The following is a 12,349-nucleotide window of genomic DNA, read 5'->3' as shown; positions in this document are numbered from 1 at the left end:
TCAGGCCTGGGCCTGGACGTCCAGCGAGTAGCCGGCCGAACGGACGGTGCGGATCAGGTCGATCTCCGTGTCGTCGTTCAGCGCCTTGCGCAGGCGGCGGATGTGCACGTCGACGGTGCGCGGCTCGACATAGACGTCGTGGCCCCAGACGATGTCGAGCAGCTGCTCGCGGCTGAACACCCGGCCGGGATGCTGCATGAAGTGGCGCAGCAGGCGGAACTCGGTGGGGCCGAGATGGACGTCGCGGTTGCCGCGGCGGACGCGGTGGCCGCCGAGATCCATGCTGAGATCGGCGTAGCTGAGCATGTCGCCGGCGCTGGACGGCGAGGTCCGGCGCAGCACCGCCTTGATCCGGGCCAGGAGTTCCGGCGTTGAGAACGGCTTGGCGACATAGTCGTCGGCGCCGGAATCGAGGCCGCGGACGCGGTCCCCTTCCTCGCCGCGCGCGGTCAGCATGATCACCGGGATGTCGCGGGTCTTGGCGCCGCGGCGCAGCTGCCGGCAGACCTCGATGCCCGAGAGATGCGGCAGCATCCAGTCCAGCAGCACCAGGTCGGGGCGCTGCTCGCTGGCCAGCAGCAGCGCCTCTTCGCCGTCATAGGCGGCCAGGACGCGGAAGCCCTCGCGCTCCAGGTTGTAGGTCAGCAGGGTGACGAGGTCGACTTCGTCCTCGACCACCAGAACCAGCGGCTGAATGCCGGCCCTCATGGGCTATCCTCCGACTTTGCCTCGGGGATGACGACGGTGAAGGAGGATGAGTCGCCCTTGGGGCGCGCATCCTTGATCGGCTTGCCGGTGAGCAGGAAGTGGATCAGCTCGGCGATGTTGGTGGCGTGGTCGCCGATGCGCTCGATGTTCTTGGCGATGAACAGCACATGGGTGCAGGGCGTGATGTTGCGCGGATCCTCCATCATGTAGGTGAGGGTCTCGCGGAACAGGCTGGTGTAGAGGTCGTCGACCGATTCGTCCTGGCGCCAGGCGGACAACGCCTTCTCCAGGTCGCGCTCGGTGTAGGCGTCGAGCACGTCCTTGATGATCTGCTGCACCATCCGGCCCATGCGCGGCAGCGTCGCCACCGGCCGGACCACCGGCACCTGGGCCAGCGCCAGGGAGCGCTTGGCGATGTTGGCGGAATAGTCGCCGATCCGCTCCAGGTCCGAGGCGATGCGCAGGGCTGAGACCACCTCGCGCAGGTCGCCGGCGAAGGGCTGGCGCAGCGCCAGGATCTGCACCACCTGGGCGTCGATCGAGGTCTCGTAGGCGTCCATCTGCTCGTCGCTGCGCACCACCCGGCCGGCGAGGTCGGCGTCGCGGCGGACCACGGCCTGGATGGCGAGCTCGAGCTGGCTTTCGGCCAGGCCGCCCATCTGCACGATGGTGCGGCGCAGCGCCTCGAGCTCCTGATCGAAGGATTTGACGATATGTTCATTAGCCATGGTGCGGACCCTTCCTGACCGGGAGCTCAGCCGAAGCGGCCGGTGATGTAGCTGTGCGTCCGCTCGTTCTTCGGGCTGGTGAACAGCTCCGAAGTCTCGCCGAACTCGACCAGCTCGCCGAGATACATGAAGGCGGTGAAGTCGGCGGCGCGGGCCGCCTGCTGCATGTTGTGGGTGACGATCGCGATGGTGTAGTCGGTCTTCAGCTCGTCGATCAGCTCCTCGATCTTCGCCGTCGAGATCGGGTCGAGCGCCGAGGTCGGCTCGTCGAGCAGCAGCACGTCCGGCCGCATCGCGATGGTGCGGGCGATGCACAGGCGCTGCTGCTGTCCGCCGGACAGGCTGGTGCCGCTCTTCTTCAGCTTGTCCTTGACCTCGTCCCACAGCGCGGCGCGGCGCAGCGCCGCCTCGACCCGGCTGTCCATCTCGGCCTGGTCCAGCTTCTCGTACAGCCGGATGCCGAAGACGACGTTGTCGTAGATCGACATCGGGAACGGCGTCGGCTTCTGAAACACCATGCCGACCCGGGCGCGCAGCAGGTTGACGTCCTGCTTCGGCGCCAGGATGTTCTGGCCGTCCAGCAGCACTTCGCCGGTGGCGCGCTGCTTCGGGTACAGATCGTACATCCGGTTCAGGATGCGCAGCAGGGTCGACTTCCCGCAGCCCGAGGGACCGATAAAGGCGGTGACGCAGCGCTCGTACAGCGGCAGGTTGATCTTCTTCAGCGCCTCATGGTCCTCGTAGAAGAAGGACAGGTTGCGGACCGTGACCTTCTCGCGGAGGTCGCGGCCGAGGCCGGTCGGGCGGTCGACGTTGATGTTCATGTCGAGCGTCGTCACCTGCGCACCATTGCCTGTCATGACCGTCAGCCCTGCTTGCTGCCGAGCGAGGAGAGCGCCCGGGCGATGATGTTGAGGAGGAGAATCGTCACGGTGATCAGGAGCGCCCCGCTCCAGGCCAGCTCGACCGACCGCGGATCGGTGCTGTTCAGCGTCATCTGGTAGATCGTCACCGGCAGGTTGGCGATCGCCTGCCCCATGTCCGCGCTCCAGAACTGGCTGCTGAACGAGGTGTAGAGCAGCGGCGCCGTCTCACCGCTGATGCGCGCGATCGCCAGCAGGACGCCGGTGATGATGCCGTTGCGCGCGGCGCGGTAGCAGACCTGGGTGACCACCTTCCATTGCGGCGAGCCCAGCGCCGACGCCGCCTCGCGCAGGGTGTTCGGCACCAGCCGCAGCATGTCCTCGGTGGTGCGGGTCACCACCGGGATCGCGATGATCGACAGCGCCACCGCCCCAGCCCAGCCCGAATAGTGGCCGAACAGGCCCGCGACCAGGACCTGGTAGACGAACAGGCCGATCACGATCGACGGGGCGCTGAGCAGGATGTCGTTGACGAAGCGGATGACCTCGGCGAGGCGGCTGGTCTTGCCGAACTCCGAGAGGTAGGTGCCGGCCATGATGCCGACGATGGTGCCGATCACCGTGCCGATCAGCGTCATCAGGAAGCTGCCGTAGATCGCGTTCAGCAGCCCGCCCCCGTCGGAGCCCGGCGCCGGGGTCGATTCCGTGAACAGGGTCACGCTGAGCGACCCGACGCCGTTGATGAAGAGCGTCGCCAGGATCCAGACCAGCCAGAGCAGTCCGAACAGCGCTGCGCCGAGGGAGATGGTCAGCATCACCGCGTTGGTCGCCCGGCGGCGGGCGTAGCGGGCAGAGGCGATCTGCATGGCGGTCTAGCTCCCTGCCTTGCGCTGCAGCCGCATGAGCTGGAGCTTGGCCAATGCCAGGACGATGAAGGTGATGACGAACAGCGCCAGGCCGAGGGCGAGCAGGGCCGAGTTCAGCAGTTCGCTCGGATTCGAGTTGGCCAGGTTGGCGATGGTCGCGGAGATCGTGGTGCCCGGCGCCAGGAGCGAGGCGTTGATCTTGATGGCGCTGCCGACCACGAAGGCGACCGCCATGGTCTCGCCCAGTGCCCGGCCGAGGCCGAGCATGACGCCGCCGACCACGCCGGTGCGGCTGTAGGGCAGCACGACCTTCCACATCACTTCCCAGGTCGTCGCGCCCAGCCCGTAGGCGGATTCCTTGAGCAGCGGCGGCACCGTCTCGAACACGTCGCGGGTGATGGCGGTGATGAAGGGCAGGATCATGATCGCCAGGACGATGCCGGCGGTGAAGATGCCCTGGCCGTAGATCACGCCGGAGAACAGGAAGCCGATGCCCGGAAGCTGGCCCAGCGTCGCCTTCAGGAAAGGCAGGATCGTCTGCTGCAGCACCGGCCCCAGCACCAGAAAGCCCCAGATGCCGTAGATGATGCTGGGGATGCCGGCCAGGAGCTCGATCGCGATGCCGAAGGGCCGCTTGAGCATCGGCGGGCACAGCTCGGTCAGGAAGACGGCGATGCCGAAGCTGACCGGGACGGCGATGATCATGGCGATGACCGAGGTCACCACGGTGCCGTAGATCGGCGCCAGGCCACCGAAGATCTCCTTCGGCGGCTGCCAGGTCGGATCCACGAAGAAGCCGGGGCCGAAGGCCTGGAGCGCCGGCAGCGCGCCGACGGTCAGCGAGACGATGGCGCCGCCGAGCAGGATCAGGACCAGTACGGCGAAGGACTGCGTGGCCAGGCGGAAGATCGTATCCGCCGTGCGCTGGCGCCGGGCGACCCCCGCACCGATCCGCATTCCGATGTTCTGCGACGTCGCATCCACCATAAATCACCTTGCCCGGGAAGCAGGCGGCACCGTGCGGCCGGTTGTGACCCGCACGGTGCCGTATCGATCAGGAACCGGCTGCGATCACTTGGACGCGGTCCAGATCGCCTTGCCGTCGGTGGCCTTGATGTTGTCGGCCCAGGTCTTGTGAACCATGGTCACAACCGCTTCCGGCATCGCCACGTAGTCGAGGCTTTCCGCTTCCGGGGTGCCCTTGCCGTAGGCCCAGGCGAAGAACTGCAGTGCGGTGGCCGCGGCCGCGGCATCCTGCGGCTGCTTGTACATCAGGATGAAGCTGGCGCCGGTGATCGGCCAGCTCTCGGCACCCGGCTGGTTGGTCAGGATCACGTAGTAGCTCTTAGCGTTGGCCCAATCCGCGTTGGCGGCGGCGGCCTGGAAGGTCTTGATCGTCGGCTCGAGCGTCTTGCCGTCCTTGTTGACCATCCGGGCATAGGTCAGCTTGTTCTGCTTGACGTAGGCGTATTCGACGTAGCCGATGCCGCCTTCGGTCTGCTGGACGGCGCCGGCGACGCCGGCATTGCCCTTGCCGCCGAGCCCCGTCGGCCACTGCACCGAGGTGCTGGCGCCGATGGTGTCCTTGAACTTGGCGTTCACGCTGGACAGGTAGTTGGTGAACAGGAAGGTGGTGCCCGACCCGTCGGCGCGGTAGGCCGGAGCGATGTCGGTGCCCGGCAGCTTGAGGTCCGGGTTCAGCTTCTTGATCTTCTCGTCATCCCACTTGGTGATCTCGCCGAGATAGATCTCGGCGATGGTGTCACCGTCGAGCACGAGCTTGCCCGGCTCGATGCCCGGGATGTTCACGACCGGCACGACGCCGCCCATGACCATCGGGAACTGGACCAGCCCGGCGGCATCCAGGTCTTCGGCCTTCAGCGGCATGTCGGAGGCGCCGAAGGTGACGGTCTTGGCCTTGATCTGGTTGATGCCGCCGCCGGAACCGATCGCCTGGTAATTCAGGCCGACGCCGGTCTCTTTCTTATACGTGTCCGCCCACTTGGCGTAGACCGGGGCCGGGAAGGTGGCGCCGGCGCCGGTGATGTCGGCGGCCATGGCGGTGCCCCCGAGGAGCATGGCGGCAGCGCCGATCACCGCGCCGCGAAGGGTGGATCGTGAAAAGAGCTTCACGGGGATCTCCTGTGGTGGGTGGCGGCGACCCGGAATGTCGCCGGTCGAACGGCGAAGGCCGTATCCGTCCGCAGGCTATAGACGCCGGCACCGAAGCTTTTACGACAATTCGGTTACAGTTTTATGAAGGGCCCGGCCGCCGGCCTTTGCGCCTGGTGCTGCGGGCAGGTGCACCGTGAAGACGCTGCCGCGCCCGACCTCGCTGTCGATCTCCAGCCGGCCGCGATGGCGGCTGACGATGTGCTTGACGATGGCGAGGCCGAGGCCGGTGCCGCCGACGGCGCGGCTGCGCGCCGGGTCGATCCGGTAGAAGCGTTCGGTCAGCCGCGGCAGGTGTTCCCTGGCGATGCCGTCGCCCTGGTCGGTGACGGTGACGACCAGGCCCGGGCGCCGCCCTTCCTGGACGGTGCGGGCGGAGATGCCGACCACCGAATCCGGCCGGCTGTAGTTGATCGCGTTGGACACCAGGTTCTGGAACACCTGGTACAGCTGGTCCGAATCGCCGACCACTGCCGGCAGGTCGGGCGACAGGTCGAGTTCGAGCCGCTGGTTCTTGCGCTGAGCCTTCAGCTCCAGCGCGTCGGCCACTGCCTGCAGCAGCGGGCCGATCGTCACCCGCCCGGTCGGCGGCACATGCTCGTCGAGTTCGATCCGCGACAGCGACAGCAGGTCGTTGACCAGCCGCGACATGCGTTCGGCCTGCGCCTGCATGATGCCGAGGAAGCGCTCGCGCGCGGCCACGTCGTCGCGCGCCGGGCCGCGCAGCGTCTCGATGAAGCCCATCAGGCTGGACAGCGGCGTGCGCAGCTCGTGGCTGGCATTGGCCACGAAATCGGCACGCATCTGCTCGATGCGCTTGGAGATGGTGAGGTCGTAGAGCGTGACCAGCAGCGCCGGCTCCGGCCCGCCGCCCGGCTCGCGATGGGCCGCCTCGGGCGGGACGATCTCGGGCGAGACCGCGGTGTCGCGGCGCTCGAAGCGCTGGATGCGGACCTCGAACTCCCGTTCGATCGGCACCGGCAGGTTCAGGGGCACGGTCTGCACCGCACCGCCGGCCAGCACCGCATCGACCGCCGCCACGATCTCGGGATGGCGGATGGCGTCCGCCATGTCGCGGCCTAGCAGCCGGTCGCCGAACAGCCGCCCGGCGGCGCCGTTGGCGCGCAGCACGCTGCGATCGCCGGCCAGCACCAGAATCGGGTCCTCCTGCGCCTCCAGGATCTCCGACGCGGTCTGCAGCTCGACCGCCAGGGTGCGCTCGCGGCCGCGGGCGTGGCGCTGCAGCCGCAACAGGTGCAGGAACAGCACTTGGCCGATCTCGGTCGACGGCCGCGGCGGCGTCTCCGGCGCCTCCACCGTCGATGCCGCGATGTGGCGGCGCAGCAGTTCGAGGTCGCGCAGCAGGCGCCAGGCGAACAGGCCGGCGACGGCGACCACCGCCAGCACGCCGGCCGCAGCCAGCCAGACGCCGATTCCCCCCGCCCCCGCCGACAGGAACAGCGCCGCGATCACCAGGACGGCGATCGCGCCGATGCCAAGCAGATGACGGTAGATCGGACCGGCCATGCACGCGCCTCGAGCAGCGAGCCTAGGATACCGCGATCATGCGGGGGACGGCGAAGCTACGTGAGGGCGGTGACAGTTTCGTGTCGATTCCCTGCGGCATGCGGACCGCAGGGATGCGCCCGCCTCAGGATGGCTTGGACATGCCGGCGCCGACGCCGACATAGGGGCCCTGGGCGGGCTTGACCGCCGGGTCGCAGGCGGCGGCGAGCACCGCCACCGCGATCAGGGCCGACGCGAGACCGAGCCGCCGGTTCTTCATCGTCATTCCCCCTTGGCCACGCCGACCATGGCCGGGCGCAGCAGGCGTCCCTGCAGCACATAGCCGGGCTGGATCACCTGGATGATGGTGCCGGCCGGCTTGCCGCTGCCCGGCAGTTCGAACATCGCCTGGTGGAAGTTCGGGTCGAACACCTCCCCCACCGGCTCGATCCGGGTGACGCCGTTGCGCTCGAAGGCGGCCAGCAGCTGGCGCTCGGTGGCGGCGACGCCGTCCATCAGGGTCGCCAGGGCCTGGTCCTGCTCCACCGCCTCGGCCGGCACCGCATCGATGGCGCGGCGCATGTTGTCGGCGGCGTCCAGCAGCGACTTGGCGAAGCTGGAGATCGCGAACTTCGCCGTGTCCTCGCGCTCGCGCTCGGACCGGCGGCGGATGTTCTCGGTCTCGGCCAGCGCGCGCAGCGCCTGGTCCTTCAGCTTGGCGGTCTCGGCCTCCAGCGCGGCGATGCGGTCCTGCGCCTCGGCCAGTGCCGCCCCATCGTCACCGGCTTCGGATTCGGTCGCGGCGACACCCTCGACCGCGGGCTCCAGGCCCTCGGTCTCCGGCTCCGTCGCGTCCGGGCGGGGCTCGGGGGACATCGTCTTGCTCTGCATCATGCTACCTGGTTCGTGTTCTCGTTGGTCCACAGGAGACGCCCTATCATCTTCGCGGTGTAATCCACCATCGGGATGATGCGGGCGTAGTTCAGCCGCGTCGGCCCGATCACGCCGATGGCGCCCACCACGCGCTGGTCGCCGCCCTTGTAGGGGGCGATGATCATCGAGCAGCCGGTGTGGCTGAACAGGCCGTTCTCGGCGCCGATGAAGATCTGCACGCCCTCCGCGGCGTTGGCCGCGTCGAGCATCTTCAGCATCGACTCCTTGGTCTCCAGCACCTGGAACAGGCCGCGGATGCGATCGAGGTCCTCGAGCGCGGTGACGTCGCTGAGCAGGCGGGACTGGCCCTTGACGATCAGCGTGCCGCCCCCGCTGCCGCTCCAGGTGGCGAGGCCGGCCTCGACCACCTTGGTCGAGAGGGCGTCGAGCTGGGTGCGCTGCGCCTCGATCTCGGCCGTCACCTCGGTCCGGGCCTCGGCGATGGTGCGGCCGACGATGCGGGCGTTGAGGTAGTTGGTGACGTGGACGAAGGTCGAGGCCGGCAGCCCGAGCGGCACCTCCAGCACGCGGTTCTCGACCATGCCGTCCTCGGTGACCAGGACGACCAGCGCCCGGCCCGGCGACAGGTTGACGAATTCGATGTGCTTCAGCGGGCGGTCGGCCTTGGGCGCCAGCACCAGCCCGGCGCAGGCGGACAGGCCGGACAGGGTCGACGTCGCCTCCTCCAGCATCTCGGCGACGCCGCGGCCGGCCTGGGCGCATTGCGCCTCGATCGAGGCGCGCTCGCTCTCGCCGACATCGCCCAGCTGCATCAGCCCGTGCACGAACAGCCGCAACCCCGCATCGGTCGGCAGCCGGCCGGCCGAGGTGTGCGGCGCGTAGAGCAGCCCGGCCTCCTCGAGGTCGGCCATGACGTTGCGGATGGTGGCCGGCGACAGCGAGGCGCCGAGCCGGCGCGAGAGGGTGCGGCTGCCCACCGGCTCGCCGGACTGGACATAGGCGTCGACGATCAGGCGAAAGACCTCGCGGGATCGCTCATTGAGCTCCCGGAAGGCCTGGCCCGTCGATCGGGTCGAGAAGTCGTTCAATGCGTTCATGGCTGTCGCCACGCTATGTAGGCGCCGTTCGGCCCGAATCAACGCCCCGGGCTTTACGGGCAGGACCTGCGAGGATAGCGTGCGCGACCCTCGCCGAGAAACAGAAAGCCATCCCATGCGACCGTCCGGACGCGCCATCGACGCGCTGCGCGCCATCCGCCTCGAAACCGACGTCAACAAATATGCCGAAGGCTCCTGCCTGGTGAAGTTCGGCGACACCCATGTGCTGTGCACCGCATCGGTCGACGACCGCGTGCCGTCCTGGCTGAAGAACGGCGGCAAGGGCTGGGTCACGGCGGAGTACGGCATGCTGCCGCGCGCCACCGACCAGCGCACCGACCGCGAGGCCGCCCGCGGCAAGCAGACCGGCCGGACCCAGGAGATCCAGCGCCTGATCGGCCGGTCGCTGCGCGCCGTCACCGACCTCAAGGCGCTGGGCGAGATCCAGATCAAGGTCGATTGCGACGTGCTGCAGGCCGATGGCGGCACCCGCACCGCGTCGATCACCGGCGGCTATGTCGCGCTGGTGCTGGCGCTGCGCCACCTGGTCCAGATCCGCAAGCTCAAGGCGCTGCCGCTGATCGACAGCGTCGCCGCCATCTCCTGCGGCCTGTACCAGGGCCAGGCGGTGCTGGACCTCGACTATGCCGAGGATTCCAGCGCCCAGGCCGACGCCAACTTCGTCATCACCGGCAAGGGCGGGCTGGTCGAGGTGCAGGCGACGGCGGAGCAGACGCCGTTCACCCGCGCCGAGTTCGACGCGCTGATGGGCCTGGCGGAGCAGGGCACCGCCGAGCTGGCGGCGCTGCAGCGCGCGGCGCTGGGCGAGGCGTAAGGCCCACCATAGGCTTGGCCGACGACTCCCGGGGCTGGCCGACACGCCGGCCCCGTTCTCGTTCCCGCCCTGTCCCCTGCCCTGTTTTCGACAACGTCTCGGGGTAGTTCCGTTTCTGGCCGTTTGTCGTGTATTGAACTGCGGCCCCGGTTTCGGGCACCGTCGAGCCGGTATCCCTTCCCGATACTCATCGAGGCGCAGGCCATGCGTCAGGCATTCTTGCAGGCATTGCGCGACGTCCTGGGGCCGACCCCGGGCATCGCGGTGATCCATTCCTCGCTGGCCCGGCTGGTGCCGCCGCCGGGCTTCGGGCGCTGGGACGCGCTGTACGGCCTGCGCGCCCTGATCGATTCGGGTTGGACCGTGGCGCTGCCGTCCTTCACCTTCAGCTTCTGCGGCGGGCGGCCCTACCACCACGCCGACAGCCCGTCCGAGACCGGGGTGCTGGCCGACTGGCTGCTGACCGGCGATCGCAGCGCCCGGCGCACCGCCCACCCGATCTATTCCTTCGTCGTCGCCGGGCCCGAGGCCGAGCGCATCGCCGCCTGCCCGACGACCACCACTTTCGGCGCCGATTCGCCCTTCGGCCTGTTCGCCCGCGAGGACGCGACCACCGTCATGGCCGGCTGCGGCTGGGAGTACTGCACCCAGTTCCACCAGCCGGAGGAGACGGCCGCCGTCCCCTACCGCTATTTCAAGGACTTCGCCGGCACCGCGGATTATGGCGACGGCGCCCATGACGTGAAAGCGCGGATGTTCGTGCGCGACCTGGCGCTGAACCCCCGCAACGACTTCACCCCGGTGGTGGACCGCCTGCGCCGCGACGGCGCGATGGCCACCGCCTCGCTGTGGCGCGGCACGGTCGAGGCGGCGAGCACCGCCGCGATCGAGCGCATCTGCGACACCATGCTGGCCGCCGACAAGTTCGCCTTCGTCGAGAACGGCGCCGAGCTGGCCCATCGCCACGCCAAGCTGAAGCAGGCGGCGAAGCAGCCGCCGCTGCGGCTGGCGGTGCTGGGCAGCGCCAATGTCCACCACCTGACCGCCGCCCTGGCCGACCAGCTGTCGACCCTGCTGCCGGACCGCACCGCCGAGATCCACGAGGTGCCCTACGGCCAGCTGCGCCAGGCCCTGCTGGACCCGCGGTCGGAGCTGCGGCGCTTCGACCCCCAGATCTCCGTGTTCTGCGACCGGCTGGAGGACCTGGCCGGGCAGCCGTCGCTGGACGGGCTGGCCCCCGACCTGCTGCTCGACCTCGCGGCGGGCTATGCCGAGATGATCGCCGGCCATCACGCCGACAACGGCGGCTGGGTCGTGGTCCATCGCTTCGCAGTGCTGGGCCGCATGGCCGGCGGCATCGGCGACAAGGATGCGGCGGCGCTGATCGCCCGCGCCAACGCCATCCTGGACGAGCGGCTGGGCGGGCTGGACCGGCTGGTGTGGCTGGACCTGGCGGCCGAGGCCGGCGCCGCGGCGGTCCCCGTGCTCGACGCGCGGCTGTGGTATCTCGGCCGCTTCCCATTCTCCGAAGCCTTCAACCAGCGCCTGGCCGGGCGCTGGGCCGGCATCGCCCTGGCCGTGCTGGGCAAGAGCGCGCGGCTGGTGGTGCTGGACCTCGACAACACGATGTGGGGCGGGGTGCTGGGCGAGGAGGGCATCGCCGGGGTGCGCATCGGCGGCGACTATCCCGGCAACGCCTTCCTGGCCTTCCAGAAGGCGGTCAAGGCGCTGACCGAGCGCGGCATCGCCCTGGCGGTGTGCAGCAAGAACGACGAGGATCTGGCGCTGCAGGCGCTGGAGACCCTGCCGGCCATGCAGATCCGGTCCGGCGACATCGTCGCGCACCGCATCAACTGGCGACCGAAATCCGCGAACATCCAGGAGATCGCGGAGGAGCTGAGCCTGGGCCTGGAATCGGTGCTGTTCGTCGACGACAACCCGGTCGAGCGCGAGGCGGTGCGGCGCAACCTGCCCGGGGTCAAGGTGCTGGACCTGCCGGCCGACCCCGCGCTCTACGCCGACGCCCTCATGCGGTCGCCCTGGCTGGAGGTCGCGGCGGTCACCGCCGAGGACCGCAAGCGGGTCGGCAGCTACAGGGCGCGCCGCCAGATCGAGCAGCAGCGCACCACCGCCGCCAGCCTGGATGATTTCTACGCCAGCCTGCAGATGAAGCTGCACCTGCAGCCGCTGGACGACAGCCGCATCGCCCGGGCGGCGCAGCTGTGCCAGAAGACCAACCAGTTCAACACCACCACCCGCCGCTACGACCAGCGCGAGCTGCGCCAGATCGTCGACCAGGGCGGCGACGTCGTGGTGCTGGGGCTGGAGGACCGCTACAGCGAGCTCGAGAACATCGGCCTCTTGATCCTGAAGCAAGACGACGGCGCCCCCGGCGCCGGCGTGGTCGACAACTACCTGCTGTCCTGCCGCGTGCTGGGGCGGGGGCTGGAGACCGCGATCCTGGACTGGGCCGTCGGCCGCGCCGCCCATCGCGGCTGGTCGGTGCTGCGCGGGCCGATCATCGAGACCGAGCGCAACACCCCGGTGCGCAACGTCTTCCAGGATGCCGGCTTCGCCCGCGCGGATGACCGGCCGGACTGGGCCCGGCCGGTGACCGGCACGCCGGTGATGCCGCCCTGGCTGACCATCGTCGACACGACGACCCCGCAGTGACGGATCC

Annotated in this window: 12 protein-coding genes; 2 read left to right on the top strand and 10 right to left on the bottom strand. The window is 69.2% G+C overall.

Features of this window, described 5'->3' with window-relative positions; all coding sequences use genetic code 11:
* From phoB to hrcA, 10 genes are all read right to left on the bottom strand, one after another.
* Positions 1-708 carry a phosphate regulon transcriptional regulator PhoB gene (gene phoB, locus AB4112_RS22730; protein ID WP_309798764.1) on the bottom strand — a complete coding sequence of 236 codons (708 nt, stop codon included), beginning with the start codon at positions 706-708 and terminating at the stop codon, positions 1-3.
* Positions 705-1,436, bottom strand: a complete 732-nt coding sequence (gene phoU / locus AB4112_RS22725) for a phosphate signaling complex protein PhoU (RefSeq protein WP_309798762.1) — start codon at positions 1,434-1,436, stop codon at positions 705-707. Before phoU ends, phoB begins: the two co-directional genes overlap by 4 nt.
* Positions 1,437-1,462: 26 nt before the next feature.
* A complete protein-coding gene (gene pstB / locus AB4112_RS22720; protein WP_441723187.1) occupies positions 1,463-2,296 on the bottom strand; it encodes a phosphate ABC transporter ATP-binding protein PstB in 834 nt (277 codons plus the stop codon).
* 5 nt (positions 2,297-2,301) lie between these two features.
* The gene (gene pstA / locus AB4112_RS22715) at positions 2,302-3,165 is read right to left on the bottom strand and encodes a phosphate ABC transporter permease PstA (protein ID WP_309798760.1); all 864 of its coding nucleotides are present in this window, start codon (positions 3,163-3,165) and stop codon (positions 2,302-2,304) included.
* 6 nt (positions 3,166-3,171) lie between these two features.
* Entirely contained in the window at positions 3,172-4,122 is a 951-nt protein-coding gene (gene pstC, locus AB4112_RS22710; RefSeq protein ID WP_309798759.1) for a phosphate ABC transporter permease subunit PstC, read from the bottom strand.
* 114 nt (positions 4,123-4,236) lie between these two features.
* Positions 4,237-5,298, bottom strand: coding sequence for a phosphate ABC transporter substrate-binding protein PstS (gene pstS / locus AB4112_RS22705; RefSeq protein ID WP_309798757.1), 1,062 nt, complete (start codon positions 5,296-5,298; stop codon positions 4,237-4,239).
* 99 nt (positions 5,299-5,397) lie between these two features.
* Entirely contained in the window at positions 5,398-6,864 is a 1,467-nt protein-coding gene (locus AB4112_RS22700; RefSeq protein WP_309798756.1) for an ATP-binding protein, read from the bottom strand.
* A gap of 124 nt (positions 6,865-6,988) precedes the next feature.
* Entirely contained in the window at positions 6,989-7,129 is a 141-nt protein-coding gene (locus AB4112_RS22695; protein ID WP_309798754.1) for a hypothetical protein, read from the bottom strand.
* Entirely contained in the window at positions 7,126-7,719 is a 594-nt protein-coding gene (gene grpE, locus AB4112_RS22690; RefSeq protein WP_309798752.1) for a nucleotide exchange factor GrpE, read from the bottom strand. Before grpE ends, AB4112_RS22695 begins: the two co-directional genes overlap by 4 nt.
* A 14-nt stretch (positions 7,720-7,733) precedes the next feature.
* Positions 7,734-8,834 (bottom strand): heat-inducible transcriptional repressor HrcA, encoded by a 1,101-nt coding sequence (hrcA, locus tag AB4112_RS22685; protein WP_309798751.1) that lies wholly within the window; start codon positions 8,832-8,834, stop codon positions 7,734-7,736.
* Positions 8,835-8,949: 115 nt separating this feature from the next.
* On the opposite strand from hrcA, the gene rph reads away from it, so the two are divergent.
* Positions 8,950-9,669 carry a ribonuclease PH gene (gene rph / locus AB4112_RS22680; protein ID WP_441723183.1) on the top strand — a complete coding sequence of 240 codons (720 nt, stop codon included), beginning with the start codon at positions 8,950-8,952 and terminating at the stop codon, positions 9,667-9,669.
* Between the two features lie 204 nt (positions 9,670-9,873).
* Positions 9,874-12,342, top strand: a complete 2,469-nt coding sequence (locus AB4112_RS22675; RefSeq protein WP_309798748.1) for an HAD-IIIC family phosphatase — start codon at positions 9,874-9,876, stop codon at positions 12,340-12,342.
* The last annotated feature ends 7 nt before the right edge of the window (positions 12,343-12,349 follow it).

This window comes from Inquilinus sp. 2KB_23, assembly GCF_052115705.1.
In the GTDB taxonomy this organism is placed as follows: Bacteria; Pseudomonadota; Alphaproteobacteria; order DSM-16000; family Inquilinaceae; genus Inquilinus; species Inquilinus ginsengisoli_A.
The sequence above is the reverse complement of the archived record's forward strand: the minus strand, read 5'-3'. Positions and strand labels throughout refer to the sequence as shown.